This is a genomic window from Corynebacterium sp. 401_CJEI (assembly GCF_001076435.1).
Taxonomy (GTDB): domain Bacteria; phylum Actinomycetota; class Actinomycetes; order Mycobacteriales; family Mycobacteriaceae; genus Corynebacterium; species Corynebacterium jeikeium_D.
The window spans coordinates 1-13,239 of the sequence record NZ_JVIP01000029.1 but is presented as its reverse complement, the minus strand read 5'-3'; the positions used below and the strand labels follow the sequence as shown (position 1 = coordinate 13,239).

Genomic DNA, 13,239 nt, shown 5'->3' with positions numbered 1-13,239 from the left:
GCAGTAATGCTGAAAGTCAGACACACTTTTTGCTACTTAACCCCTATTTTCTCCCTCCGATGGCGCTACGGACTGAGAACTACTGTAATGAGGGCTATGCCATCTTCAGATAAATCTCAGACTGCAGCCTCGGATCTGAACGGCGCAGTCTCGAACAGCGACGCAACAGCCCAAAAGCCATTCACCCCTACTCGTCGTGCCGTACTGCGTGCCGGCGCTACCGGTGCTGCTGCTGGCGCCATCGGCCTGGCGACCGCTACTAGTGCGGGGGCCAATCCTGAGTCGCAGTCCCCAGCTAATGCTGGCGGTTCTGGTGGTTTTCAGGTCTTCCAACACGGTGTGGCCTCTGGCGATCCACTGCCGGACTCCGTTCTTATCTGGACTCGTGTGACATCGCACCCAGGCGACACCGCAGGTGCAAACCAGGGCCGCCCTGTTGCACTGAAGTGGGAAGTCGCTTCTGATGAGGGCTTCGGCAACATCGTTGCCTCTGGTGCCCTGAACACCGACCCGGATGCTGACAACACCGTCAAGATCGATGTCAAGGGTCTCTCCGCTGATTCCTACTACTTCTACCGCTTTACCGTCACCGCTGGTAATCACGCGGGCCAGGTTTCCCCGATTGGCCAGACTCGCACTGCGCCGCCGGTGAACTCCTCGCCAGATCACCTGGGCATCGCGCTGACCTCCTGCGCTAACTGGGAAAGTGGCTTCTTCTCCGCTTACCGCGATATGGCGGAAAATGACCGCATCGACATCATTATGTGTGTCGGTGACTACATCTACGAGTACGAGGCCGGTGGCTACTCCGGCAAGGGCCCGGTTCGTGACCACAAGCCGGCTCACGAGATTATTTCTCTCGCTGACTACCGCCTGCGCTACGCCACCTACCGCACCGATGCGGACCTGCAGGAAGCTCACCGCGCAAAGCCGTGGATTGTGACCTGGGATGACCACGAGGTCGCCAACGATGATTGGCACAGTGGCGCTGAGAACCACGACCCGGAGACCGAAGGCGACTACGTTGCCCGCCGCGACGCCGCTATCCAGGCTTACCTGGAGTGGCTGCCGGTTCGCGCTGTCCCCTTCTCCCAGGGCGGCAAGCTCTACCGCAGCTTCCGTTTCGGCGATCTCGCCGACCTGACCATGCTGGACCTGCGCACCTACCGTGACCAGCAGCTGAAGTTCATCCGCGCTGGCGAAACCGATGATGAGAGTCGCTCCATGCTCGGCTCTGAGCAGTTCAATTACCTGCTCGGCCAGTGGCGTTCCTCGAGCGCAAAGTGGCGTGTCGTGGGCAACTCCGTCATGTTCACTCCAGTGCTGGTTCCGCCGCTGGATCCGGAGGCCACTCGCGCTGTCACTGAGCTGCTGAGCTTGCCTCAGGACGGCCTGCCGTACAACTTGGATCAGTGGGATGGCTACGCTGCTGAGCGTCGTAAGCTGATCGACATCATGGGTAAGGAGGGCTACGACAACGTTGTCTTCCTCACCGGCGATATTCACTCCTCCTGGAACTGCAACGTACCGAAGGTCCCGGGCCAGTACCCGAGTGCCGGTATTGCCGCCATTGAGATTGTCTGTACTTCCGTCAGCGCCCCGAATATCGATGACATTGTGAAGCTGCCTCAGGACAACCCGATTTCCTTGGCTGCTACCGCTGGACTCAAGGCTGCGAACCCGTACGTCAACTACCTCGAGTTCGACCGCCACGGCTACACTGCCGTCTACTTCGGCCGCGAGGACGTTACCTCTGAGTACCGCCTTGTCGAGGTCAAGGAAGAACCGGACCAGCCGCTTTTCGTCGCCGCTACCTACCGCGGCAAGCCGGGTCAGGGCATGACCCAGGCTTAAGCGCCTTCTCGTCCTTTCGCTTTACGACGACTACCGAGTGCGCACCCCGCATTGCGCCCTCAGTGACGTAGTTGCTGTTCACGACGGCCCTGCACAACATGCAGGGCCGTCTTTTTATTACCCCAAGTTCTTGTGCACAATTAATCGAATTATTAACAAACCATGTATTCGATATAAGTTGCACAATCTAACTCAATTATCGTCAATAGACATTAAATTTCTTTGCACTTATACTGTGGGGGAAAGAAAACAGGGCTTGATATTAATTTGAAATTTCACCGTATTGAAGTTTCACCGTAAGCCTTCTTCATTATTACAAGTTCAGCACCAAGCTTAGGCAGGGATTCTATGGCACGCCGCGAACTAATTCAGTACATCGACGACCTCGATGGGACTCCGCTTGATTCCACAGATCACCAAGTCGTTCGTTTCTCTTTCCGCGGTAAGAACTACATTCTCGACCTCTCTCAGGAAAATGCTGAGAAGTTCGAGCAGGTATTAGAACCGTATATTGCGAACGCTTCTATTGATCACAGCACGGTTGTAGCTCCGCGTAAGCGCTCTTCCGCTAATCCCAATGCCGCTGAGGCCCGTGATCGCAATCGCAAGATTCGCCAGTGGGCACGAGAGAATGGCATGGATGTTGCAGACCGCGGTGCGCTGCCAAAGCACATTATTGAAAAGTACGAGAGCGCTAACTAGTTCTCACCCAGGTTCGTTTGCCTTCCACTGGATGTCATCCAGCTTCACTATCTTAAAGACAGGGTCCCGCCACAGCGGGGCCCTGTTTTAAAGTTGGGGCAGGTGATTCGAGTCGCTAGGATAGCGGCTGGAATTGGCACACCGGCCTAATCCGGTTGTCTTACTTTTCTTATCCTTGACATGGAGGAGTCGGCCCGTGGTTATTTTGGAACCATTTGTTTGGCTGGTCTCGTTTGTCCTTAAGGCGTGGCACCTTTTACTGGCCTCAGTGTTTCACCTGCCATCTTCTCTGTCCTGGACGCTTTCTCTCTTCCTGCTGGTGTTTACGGTGCGTGGCGCTCTGGCGTTTCTCGCGTTCCAGCAATTTATCTCGGCGCGCAAGACAGCCAACCTACGGCCGCAGCTTTTTATGCTCAAGGAGCGCTACCGCAGGAGCATCGAGCCGAACTCGCCACAATACGTAAACTTTGCCAGCAAGGAAATGCGCAAAGCCGAAGGTATTAAGACCTCCGTAATGCTGGCGCCCCTCTTCGTCCAGATTCCCGTGATTATGGGCCTTGTTCGCATGCTGAGGCACATGCTGCGGGCGTCTGAGGGGCCTGGACTGCCTGCGTCTCATAATGTCGGATTCATCTCTAAGGATGAGATTTCCGACTTCCTGAGCGCGACATTCTTGGGGCAGCCTCTACCCGCGTATCTGCGCATGGACCCGGAGCAACTACAAATCCTTGGGGGCAATCATGATTCGCTGTTAGCTTTCTGCATTATCGGCATCGTGGCAGCGGCCATTTTCACCGGTTTTAACTTGGTCATTTCCTACCGCCGGTTGCAGCGCACTCTCGACTATTCCAATAGCGTCAGTGTATTCCTCAGCAAATTCATGCGCGTAATGCTTATCTACGCACCGCTGATGATCCTCTTCGCGGGGTTCTTTGGCCCAACACCTGTGGCTCTAATTGTCTACTGGGTCACCAATAACTTCTGGACACTGACCCAAAATATTATTCTCACCCGCTATGTAGAAAAGACCTACCCACTCACGGACGATTTCCGAACTCTGCAAAACCACCAAAAGGGTGAATACGAATCGGAGCGGGAAGAAAAGAAGAAGTTAAAGCAGGCCAAGCGTCGCTTTTATATCAAATCCGCATTCGCTCCGTGGAAAATAAAGCAGTATAAGAGCGAATATGCCGCTATTGAGAAGGAATCGCGGGACCGTCGTAAAGCAAAGCAGGACGAAGAATATGCCCAGGCTTTGAAAATTGCGAAGGTTCGCTACATGGTGACCCAGATGAGGCCTGGCGCTCAGGACAATTTGCCGTCCCTGACGCAGGATATGAAGATTTCCTCGGGTATAGTTCCGCCGCTTCCCGGCCTGGCTAAAGTGCGGGCAGACATGAAACGACAAGCCGAGAAAGCACAAAAGGCGCAGAAGCGGCCGAAACCAATTCTGATTGCAAAGAACCTGGGAATGCTGCTCGGCCAGAATACGAAGAATATGGTTAAGAAAGCCACCGGCTCAAAGGAGTCGGACTGGAAACGCTTCCGGGATTAGCCCGTGAGCAAAAGGCGAGAACTAGGGCGCGTTAAAAAAGGGAATTAGGTATTTACGTGACCAAGTCACGGGCCAGGTCGCGCGCCATCTGCAGCGGGTTCAGATCCTTGGACATCTTGGCACCCGCGAGGCCGCCGTCGAGGTAGAGCAACAGCATATTTGCGTGAGCAGACGGCATACTAGATTCATTTTCAGTCAGCAGCGTGTGTAGCTGTTGCCAAACCCAGGAACGGTGATCGGCTGCGGCCTGACGGATGTCCTGCTCCGACTCCGTTTCCGGCCGCGGATATTCACTAGCCGCATTCTGGAAGTGTGAACCACGGAAGTCGATTGCCGGCTGCTCCGCAATACACTGATCAAAGAACGCGAGAATCTTCTCCGCCGGGGTATCCAACGAGGCCACTCGCTGCTCCCAAGCCTCCCGCCATTTGGCGTCGAGGTCTTGCAGATATGCAATGACTAGCTTGTCCTTGGATCCAAACAACGAATACAGGCTGGCTTTGGCCACATCAGCTTCCCGCAGGATGCGGTCAATGCCGACAACGCGGATACCCTCTGTTGTAAACAGAGTTGTCGCTGATGCCAGGAGGCGCTCCCGCGGACTGGGGCGGTTACGACGGCGAGAGGAAGCGCGGCCGCCTTTTGCGCCCTTGCCCGTTGTCGCTTCTGCCACGGCAGTACCTCTCGTCCTTCCAAAGTCACACCCCGTTCTAACAGCTGCTTACTCGCAAACACCGGCATTAGCGCCATTGCTTTCAGAGCACTGAACAGGGCGTTCATAGTCTGTGATATTCCATTGTAGGCGTATCTGCGACTGTGATTTTGTAAAAGAACAAACTAGTCAGTCTTTCAGCCTCTAGTCCTACTTTAGCGTGCGATGATTGCCGCCCCCAACAGATGTCGCGACAATCGCAGAACGCCAACTTCACGACAACCGCACAACAAAAAAAGGGCATCTCAATGTTGATGAGATGCCCCGCGCTCTAGCTCACTATCCAGTAGATAGCAGCGTTACGACGCTTCGTGCATAGTCGCGCTGTTTTGCTTGGCTTACTTGCGCTTTTGAACCAGGCCGACAATCCACAACAGGATCACGGCGCCGAGCAGACAGGTGAGGAAGCTGAAGAACTTTCCGCCACCGGCGACATCAACGCCGAACAGGGTGAGCAGCCAACCGCCCAAGAAACCACCGACGATACCAACGACGATATTCAGGACGACGCCCATCTGTTCATCGGTGTTCATGATCTTAGAGCCGATCCAGCCGGCAAGACCACCGATGATAATCCAGCTGATGAAGCCCATCGTGGGACTAAAGGAGGCAGCAAGAAGAATCTCGTTCATGATAGATATTCCTTTCCCGAAATCGTTCTGACTCAACTATAAGTCTTTCCGAAAACTCTTGCATACACTGCAAGCACTATCAGGCCATTTCGGCCACTGAGAAACTAGCGAGATAACAGTCGGATAGCCACAGGAAAACTCTTATAAAATCTGCACTTTCTGCATGAAAACAGGGTTTATGCAGACGAGAGGCCTCATTTGGATAAACCGAAGCCGGCCCCGACACCTGTCGGAAACCGGCTAGGTTCTACTTATAAATATTCGGTAACGGTTTCTACTCTCGGCGCTAACCGCGCCTCGACGACCGCCGCCGGCGTCTTTTCTCAGCCCCCTCGAAGGGCGCTTTAGGCGTCAGTCTCCGGGCGGACGACCATCATCGGGCAAGCAGCCGCCTGCAGGAGTGCACGCGAAGTGGAGCCGAGCAGCATGCCCTTGAAACCTCCGCGGCCGTGGCTGCCGACGACCAGCAGCTGCGAGCCTTCCGAGGCATCAGCCAGAGCACGAACCGGGCGGTCGCGGGTAACAACCTTCTTGATGGCCACTTCCGGGTACTTCTTAGCGTACTTCTCCAGACGGTGGCCGAGCAGAGCCTTCTGCTCCTCTTCCACAACCTGCCACTGGCTCTGAGCTGCAGAAAGGCCAGCCAGGGAAGCCTGTACCTGCATATCCATCCAGGTATGAACTGCAATCAGCTCGGCACCACGGGCATCGGCCTCACGGAATGCGTACTCCGTTGCCTTTTCGGAAATATCGGAGCCATCGACACCGACAACGACAGGACCGTACTTGGTCTCATCGGTGACCAGGTTGTCCTCGCGGACAACAACAACCGGGCACGATGCGTGGGAAACAACAGCGGCGGAAACCGAACCCATGACCATGCCAGAGAGCCCACCCAGACCGCGAGAGCCCATAACCACCATGGTTGCCTGCTCAGACAGGTCGAGCAGCATGTCAATCGGGCTGCCCTCTTCAATCTGGTGGCTGACATCTACTGACGGTGCGAAGTCGAGGGCAATCTTCTTGGCCTCGTTAATCTTCTCCAGGGTCTCGGCCTCAAGATCGTCGTAAAGCTCCTGCGGCGGAACCATGCCCTCTGCGTAGAGGAACTGCGGCATGGAGTAGCTGCTGACCAGACGGAGCGGCTCACCGCGCTTCACTGCGGTGTTAGCGGCCCACTTGACGGCGGTCTTGGATGCCTCCGAGCCATCGACCGCGCACACAATGATGTTCTGCCTTGGCATTGATTGCCTCCTTATTATGCGATCCATAAAAATTGGCTCTCCGCGGCCCGACCGCAACGCAGCTACACCTATCGCACCTGCTTGGACGCCATTTTAATGGACAAGCTTTGCTATTTAGTCAACTCTTCCGAGCCAACCCTTTTATTACTTTCACCTCCACCCTACCCCCATTATGTTGCGACCGACAGGGCAGAATGTTGTCCACCTACGCCATTAGGGGCGGTACCAACACAGCCCTGCGCCAGCAGCTCCGCTTGCCCGCCGGGTGAATCCGGGGCACCTGTTAAAGTCAGCCGTATGCGTCGCATGCCACTGCCCATTCGCGATGGGCTCAACCCCTCCCGCATCGCCGCTCCCGGGCGTCGTGGCGATGCCCCCACCCGTGCGTGGGATCTGCTCGCAGGCGCTATCGCAGGTCAAACCTACCGCCACCCAGACGATGATGAAGCGGCTGTGGCCAAGCGTTTTGCAGATGGGCTCGTCGTTCGCGCCAACTCAGTGCCCTACAGTCCAGATGACATGGTGAAGCCCGGCGCGGAAATGTGGTTTTACCGCACCCCGGCACCGGAGCGCACAATCGCGGGGCCGATGCCGATTGTCTTTCAAGATGACAACCTTGTGGTCGTCGACAAGCCGTCGTTTTTGGCAACGATGCCACGCGGCCGACACATCACGGAAACCGCTGTCGTACGCCTGCGGCGGGAGCTGGGAAATCCGGAGTTGGTTCCCGCGCATCGCCTCGACAGACTGACGTCGGGGTTGCTCATCTTTACCGCCCGGCGCGAAGTTCGTGGCGCCTACCAGGGGCTTTTCGCATCTGGGGAAGTCACTAAGCGCTATCACGCGCTGACATCGCCCACACCCATCGCTGGCGCGACCAGCGAAGCCCTGCCCGAGCCCCCGCTAGAGTTGCGCACGCGACAGCACAAGATTGCTGGCCAAATGCAGGCTTATACTCTCGAGGGCGAGCCAAACGCCCACACCATCATCGAGCACATTTCGCTTGTCGACGTGCCTTCGGACGCCGACGGCCTCGCTGCCGACAGTGGTCGCGTTGCGCTGTGGCAATTGAAACCCATCACCGGACGCACTCATCAGCTGCGGCTGCACTTGAGTGAGCTGGGCTTTCCCATCCTGGGCGACCAGTACTACCCGGAGATTCTGCCGCTGGAGGCCGAGAATACCTCGGAGCCCCTGCACCTGGTCTGTGTAGAAATGAGTTTCGCTGACCCCGTGACTGGTGAACAACGAACGTTCCATTCCCGCCGCGGCGTTTTCAATCCGCTTTCGCTGCCGGATATTAATTCGCCGTTGATCAAATCTAATTAGAAGAGAACCCCCTCCCCCATGTCTGCCAAGCATGCACAACAATCCGCTAAATCATCCGCTGAATCTTCTTTGGAACATTCCGCCCCACCAGCGGCGGCCTACGCTGAGAGGCTCACCAAGAAGTACGGTGTCGGCAATGCCGCTGTTACTGCACTGGACCATGTCGATATCTCTTTTGCCGCTGGTGAGTTCACCGCGATTATGGGCCCGTCCGGGTCCGGTAAGTCGACATTGATGCACTGCATGGCCGGTTTGGACTCCGCGACGTCGGGAAGCGCGTACATCGGCACGACGGATCTGTCGAAGCTGTCGGACAAGGAAATCACGGCGCTGCGGCGTGATCGCCTGGGCTTTGTGTTCCAGTCCTTCAACCTGGTGCCGACGTTGACGGCGGCAGAGAACATCACCCTGCCTATCAATATCGCTGGTCGGAAGGTGGACAAGCAGTGGTTCGAGGAAATCACCACGCGCCTCGGGCTTAAAGAACGGCTTACGCACCGCCCCTCGGAACTGTCCGGTGGCCAGCAGCAGCGTGTCGCCTGTGCGCGTGCCATTGTCAGCCGGCCGGAGATCATCTTTGGCGATGAGCCGACGGGCAACTTGGACTCGAACTCATCTCGTGAGGTATTGACGATTCTCCGCGATGCGGTTGATGACATCGGCCAAACCGTCGTCATTGTGACGCATGATGCCACCGCCGCGTCCTACGCAGACCGTGTTGTGTTCCTCGCGGATGGCCGCGTGGTTGACGAGCTTCGCAACCCCACGCCCGCCGATATTTTGGCGCGCATGGCAGATATTGAGAATCTTTAGGAAGGCAGGTCATCTCTCCCCATGGCATCATCGTCTTCCACGCTAAGCCGCGTCGCCTGGCGTAATATCACCTCGCACAAGTTGCGCCTCGTGCTCACAATTATTTCGGTCGTGCTGGGCACAGCCTTCATCACCGGCGCATTTGTGTTCACATCATCGCTGGACAAGGCCTTTAAGGGCGCAATGAGTACCGCTTATGACGGTGTCGACGTGGTGGTGACGGCCCCAGCTGACAATCCCGGTGCTCTCACCGAAGAAACCGCGCAGGAAATCGAAAGCTTCCCCGGGGTCCGAGCCCTCAACATTGGCGATTCCAACAACAGCATTACGGCCACAGGAGCCGACGGCAAGCCGATTCAAACCAATGGTTCGCCATCGATGGGTCTTCCCTACTATCCAGCGGCCGAAGCGGTGGGCAACAAGGTCACGGTTACCGAGGGGCACGCGCCGGAAACACCAGGTGAGGTGGTCGTCAACTCCACCACCGCCGAACTCGGCAACCTCCACGTCGGCACTGAAATCAAAGTGGCCACCCGCCTCGATCGGGCGACGGTGAAGGTTGTCGGCATCGCTGATACCTCCATCGACGAAACCGGCTACCTCGCGGTCTTTTTCACCCAGAATCAGTGGCGCAAGCTCTACGGCGCGGACAGCCATATGGACATGTTCACCCTCGCCGCCGATTCCACCACTGACGCTGCCACGCTTACCCGTGATGTCGCAGAAGCATTCCCCGAGCTCAAGGTAGAGGCAGGCTCTAAGCTCGCCGAGGAGGCCTCCGAACGTGTCTCCTCTGCCTTAAGCTTTGTCAACTACTTCCTCATCGCTTTCGGGCTCATCGGGCTGCTTGTGGGCATCTTCATCATCTCCAATACTTTCACCATGCTGGTCACTCAGCGCATGAAGGAGTTCGCTCTCCTCCGCGCCCTCGGTGCTTCACGACGACAGCTCACTGCGTCCGTCCTCTTGGAGGCATTCATTGTTGGCCTCATCGGTTCCGCACTAGGTGTCATCACGGGATTTGGGCTGAGCCAGGGGCTATTCATGCTTCTCGATGCCATGAGTATCTCCATGCCCGGCGATGGCCTGACATTCGAACCGGTGGCAGTCATCGTTCCTCTCCTTGTCGGCGTGGCCATCACCATGATCGCCGCCTGGACGCCGGCCGCCCGCGCTGGCGCGGTCCCTCCTGTAGAAGCCATGCGCTCTGGGGATCAAACAACCAGCAATAGCCTCAGTGCTAGGACGTGGACCGGTACTGTGCTGGCGTCCGCCGCGATCGCAATCATTGCCTGGGCATTGCAGTGGAACGACGCAGAAACCAAGATTCGTGCCATCTTCGTTGGTGTCGGTGCAGTGATGGCCGTAGCCTCCGTCTGGCTTGTCGGCCCCGCGCTGTCCATGCCTCTGATCGGAGGACTGGGGCGCGTCGTAGGTGCGCCTTTTGGAACCGTCGGCAAGCTTGCGGCGACGAACTCCCACCGCAATCCGCGCAGAACGGGAACCACATCGTTTGCACTGACGCTCGGGCTTGCGCTGGTGACTGTGATTGGCATGTTCGGTGTGTCCATGAAGGAGGCGGTCAATGAGTGGTCAGAGACCAATCTGACGGCTGACTTCGTGCTCTCGCCACCTCTGACCGCGCATTCGGCCCTGCCACTTGGGGTCGAGGATGCGGTGAAGGATATCGATGGTGTCGACGACACCGCAACCTTGTCGATTGGCGCGCTACTGGTAATCCCACCTGAGGAAGCCGCCACGATGATAGCTTCCGACGGCGAACAAACTGAAGTCGGACCGGAATCTAGTAATGCGTCGGTTTTCAACTCCAACGTCGGCAAATGGTACGGCACTCGCGCCATCCAGGGCTCCCTGGATCTGGCCAAGCCGGATGCGGGAATTGTCATCAGCGAATCAACAGCGAAAAAGAATAGTTGGAACGTTGGCACTGAACTCGCAGTTGTTTCCAAAGGCGGCATAACACGGCTCCCCGTCACCGGCATTTTTGCTGACACAAGTGATCCCGGCCAGTCGATTATGGTCTCCGACGAAGCCGCCCATAAATATGTCAAAAGCAGCCACCTGTTGCCTTTCCAGACCTACGTCGATATTTCTGATTCCATCGCGGCAGACAGCGGCTCCATGGATGAAATGAAGCAAAAGCTTAGCGACGCAGTTGCGGACTACCTCGTAGTACAGGTGATGACTGCTAAGGAGTTTGCGGGTCTGGCTAATGCCTCTATCGATGTCATGCTGGGAATCGTCTACGCTCTGCTGGCCCTGGCGGTCATCATTTCGATTCTGGGAATTATCAATACTGTCGCACTCTCAGTTGTCGAGCGCCGCCAGGAGATTGGCATGCTTCGGGCCGTCGGCCTGCAACGCTCGGGGATTCGCCGGATGATTCGCCTGGAATCTGTGGAAATCTCCATTTTCGGCGCGGTTGTAGGTATTGTCCTCGGCTTGTTCCTCGGCTGGTCACTTCTGACCGTGCTGAAGGATGAGGGCCTGAATACTATCGCGGTACCGTGGCTGCAGATCGTTCTCATGCTGCTTGGGTCTGCGCTTGTGGGCATTATTGCTGCTCTCGGCCCTGGTCAGAAAGCCGCGAAGACACCGCCCCTGGCCGCTATCGCAGACGAATAGTCGCCGTTATATGAAAGCGCCCCGTGCAGATATTGTTTCTGCACGGGGTTTCTATTTCGCCTTATCGCCTACGCCGAATCAGCAATCCAGCTCACGCATTTCCACTGGAAATTCACACGGCCGCGTTGGCCTTGCGAACCTCGCGTTCACGATTCTTCAGCGCCTTATTGAGAAGCATAAAGAACCACACAAAGCCGACCGTCAGGATAATGTGGCCGAGTCCTGCAATTCCCGAGTACATCGCACCCCAGGCCTCCGGGCCTGAAACAACGTGCACGATACCGTTAGCCACCATCATGCCAATCGTCCAAACAATGCCGACATTCTGAACGATGAACCAGCGATCAAAGCCCTTGACAGCTGAAATATTGAATTGACCATCCAATGCCAGCGCAACCAAGAAAAAGATTGTGCCAAGAACAAGGAAATGCGTGTGCAGCGTATTGAGCTGCGTTTTATCCCCGAAATCCATCGCACGGGTAAATTCACGATAGAAAACGCCAGAAAACAGACCAAGACCGAGATACACCGAAGCAGCTGTGAATAACTTACGCATACTTCGTAGCCTACTCAGATAACGCTGGCTTCTAAACGGACCAAACCCAGGGGGTTAAACGAAAGTTTGATTCCGCGAATCTAGACGGCCTCAAACTAACCGCGCGAATCGAGCCACCACACGTTTCGGCACAGTTTTGGATAGGGCCATCACCAGGCCATATAGGCCGGGCGCTACCTCCGCCCGACCCCTCTCCGCTCCACGTAACGTGCGCTCCACTAGATAACTGAGATTCTGCTCCGGCATGAGACGCAACTTCACCGACTTCGCCTGCTTCACGACGTCCCGTAGCGCCTTGGTCTTAACCTTTCCCGGGTAGCAAATAGTTACAGTTACACCATTAGGTTTCAATTCCTCTCCAAGGCAGATACCCCAGTGCCGAATAAACGCTTTCGATGCTGTGTACACCGCCAGCCCTGGAGTTGGTGCTACAGCTGAGATCGATGAAACGAAAATGATGTGGCCGTTCTTTTCGAATAAATCGTTTAGCGAGTAAACCGCTGCGACCGTACCGCGAATATTCGTCTGTATCATTTGATCAGCCTGCGAAAAATCCTGGGTTTTAACATCGCCATAATTCGCATACGCGGCATTGAGGATTAAGTAAACTATCGTCGCGTGATGGCGGTCAACATGATTCCGGAGTTTATCGCCAAAATCATCATCGGACTGATCTAGACAAAGATATCGAAGACGAGGACCTTGCCTCTGCGAGAACTCAGCGTCTTCACCGGAAGAATCATCGTTGTAGCTACGAGAAACACACCAAATTTCATCTAGGTCTGGACGTAGCTGCCCAAGTCTATCGGCAAAGACGGCGCCTATGCCCCGAGATGCTCCAGTCACGATTCCCACTCGCATGAATTCCAAGATACAGCCGACTGAGTCGAGCAATTAAAACGGCGCCGACGTAGCGCGCCGCATAGGAATAAGCATACGAACAGCAAAATGCAGCACTAAAACGCTAGTTAATTCTGTTTACCCGTAGGTACAAAAGTGGGCCGCAGCACCCAACCCCACACAAGGGGCAAGGCAACCACGACCCACAAACAAGATTATTATGCCGGCGGCGACCTACTCTCCCACACCCTCCCGAGTGCAGTACCATCGGCGCTGGTGGACTTAGCTTCCGGGTTCGGAATGGGACCGGGCGTGACCCCACCGCTAACACCACCGACAAAAACCAGGCAACAACC

The 13,239-nt window shown here is 56.1% G+C and carries 11 protein-coding genes and 1 rRNA gene; 6 read left to right on the top strand and 6 right to left on the bottom strand.

The window, feature by feature from the left end; translation table 11 throughout:
* Positions 1-96: 96 nt before the first annotated feature.
* The 3 genes from ADM64_RS07055 to yidC all read left to right on the top strand — a co-directional run bounded on the left by ADM64_RS07055 (position 97) and on the right by yidC (position 4,111).
* Positions 97-1,854 (top strand): alkaline phosphatase D family protein, encoded by a 1,758-nt coding sequence (locus ADM64_RS07055; protein ID WP_241486350.1) that lies wholly within the window; start codon positions 97-99, stop codon positions 1,852-1,854.
* Positions 1,855-2,202: 348 nt separating this feature from the next.
* On the top strand, positions 2,203-2,556 hold the full coding sequence (locus ADM64_RS07050; RefSeq protein ID WP_005510529.1) for a histone-like nucleoid-structuring protein Lsr2: 354 nt from the start codon (positions 2,203-2,205) through the stop codon (positions 2,554-2,556).
* A gap of 196 nt (positions 2,557-2,752) precedes the next feature.
* On the top strand, positions 2,753-4,111 hold the full coding sequence (gene yidC, locus ADM64_RS07045) for a membrane protein insertase YidC (RefSeq protein WP_049193697.1): 1,359 nt from the start codon (positions 2,753-2,755) through the stop codon (positions 4,109-4,111).
* A 52-nt stretch (positions 4,112-4,163) separates the two neighbouring features.
* Here the strand turns inward: yidC and ADM64_RS07040 are convergent, their stop codons facing one another.
* From ADM64_RS07040 to ADM64_RS07030, 3 genes are all read right to left on the bottom strand, one after another.
* Positions 4,164-4,784 (bottom strand): TetR/AcrR family transcriptional regulator, encoded by a 621-nt coding sequence (locus ADM64_RS07040; protein ID WP_048731284.1) that lies wholly within the window; start codon positions 4,782-4,784, stop codon positions 4,164-4,166.
* Between the two features lie 377 nt (positions 4,785-5,161).
* On the bottom strand, positions 5,162-5,455 hold the full coding sequence (locus ADM64_RS07035) for a GlsB/YeaQ/YmgE family stress response membrane protein (protein ID WP_049171710.1): 294 nt from the start codon (positions 5,453-5,455) through the stop codon (positions 5,162-5,164).
* A gap of 344 nt (positions 5,456-5,799) precedes the next feature.
* Positions 5,800-6,699, bottom strand: a complete 900-nt coding sequence (locus ADM64_RS07030; protein ID WP_005510554.1) for a universal stress protein — start codon at positions 6,697-6,699, stop codon at positions 5,800-5,802.
* Positions 6,700-6,996: 297 nt separating this feature from the next.
* Here ADM64_RS07030 and ADM64_RS07025 point away from each other — a divergent pair, with 297 nt between their 5' ends.
* From ADM64_RS07025 to ADM64_RS07015, 3 genes are read left to right on the top strand one after another with little or no spacing between them, the layout of a single operon-like run.
* Entirely contained in the window at positions 6,997-8,028 is a 1,032-nt protein-coding gene (locus ADM64_RS07025) for a pseudouridine synthase (RefSeq protein ID WP_049193696.1), read from the top strand.
* A gap of 18 nt (positions 8,029-8,046) precedes the next feature.
* Positions 8,047-8,841 (top strand): ABC transporter ATP-binding protein, encoded by a 795-nt coding sequence (locus ADM64_RS07020; RefSeq protein ID WP_016421690.1) that lies wholly within the window; start codon positions 8,047-8,049, stop codon positions 8,839-8,841.
* A gap of 21 nt (positions 8,842-8,862) precedes the next feature.
* Positions 8,863-11,487, top strand: coding sequence for an ABC transporter permease (locus tag ADM64_RS07015; protein ID WP_049193695.1), 2,625 nt, complete (start codon positions 8,863-8,865; stop codon positions 11,485-11,487).
* A gap of 112 nt (positions 11,488-11,599) precedes the next feature.
* On the opposite strand, the gene ADM64_RS07010 is transcribed toward ADM64_RS07015, so the two are convergent.
* From ADM64_RS07010 to rrf, 3 genes are all read right to left on the bottom strand, one after another.
* Positions 11,600-12,043, bottom strand: a complete 444-nt coding sequence (locus tag ADM64_RS07010; RefSeq protein WP_016421692.1) for a DUF2871 domain-containing protein — start codon at positions 12,041-12,043, stop codon at positions 11,600-11,602.
* A 90-nt stretch (positions 12,044-12,133) separates the two neighbouring features.
* The gene (locus tag ADM64_RS07005) at positions 12,134-12,889 is read right to left on the bottom strand and encodes an SDR family NAD(P)-dependent oxidoreductase (protein ID WP_160310026.1); all 756 of its coding nucleotides are present in this window, start codon (positions 12,887-12,889) and stop codon (positions 12,134-12,136) included.
* Positions 12,890-13,104: 215 nt separating this feature from the next.
* A 5S ribosomal RNA gene (gene rrf / locus ADM64_RS07000) occupies positions 13,105-13,221 on the bottom strand.
* Between the last annotated feature and the right edge of the window lie 18 nt (positions 13,222-13,239).

Bases quoted from the DNA above. Each gene is read 5' to 3' on its own strand.
- ADM64_RS07055 (WP_241486350.1), top strand. From the start codon at position 97: ATGCCATCTTCAGATAAATCTCAGACTGCAGCCTCGGATCTGAACGGC.
- ADM64_RS07050 (WP_005510529.1), top strand. From the start codon at position 2,203: ATGGCACGCCGCGAACTAATTCAGTACATCGACGACCTCGATGGGACT.
- ADM64_RS07035 (WP_049171710.1), bottom strand. From the start codon at position 5,455: ATGAACGAGATTCTTCTTGCTGCCTCCTTTAGTCCCACGATGGGCTTC.
- ADM64_RS07030 (WP_005510554.1), bottom strand. From the start codon at position 6,699: ATGCCAAGGCAGAACATCATTGTGTGCGCGGTCGATGGCTCGGAGGCA.
- ADM64_RS07025 (WP_049193696.1), top strand. From the start codon at position 6,997: ATGCGTCGCATGCCACTGCCCATTCGCGATGGGCTCAACCCCTCCCGC.
- ADM64_RS07020 (WP_016421690.1), top strand. From the start codon at position 8,047: ATGTCTGCCAAGCATGCACAACAATCCGCTAAATCATCCGCTGAATCT.
- ADM64_RS07015 (WP_049193695.1), top strand. From the start codon at position 8,863: ATGGCATCATCGTCTTCCACGCTAAGCCGCGTCGCCTGGCGTAATATC.
- ADM64_RS07010 (WP_016421692.1), bottom strand. From the start codon at position 12,043: ATGCGTAAGTTATTCACAGCTGCTTCGGTGTATCTCGGTCTTGGTCTG.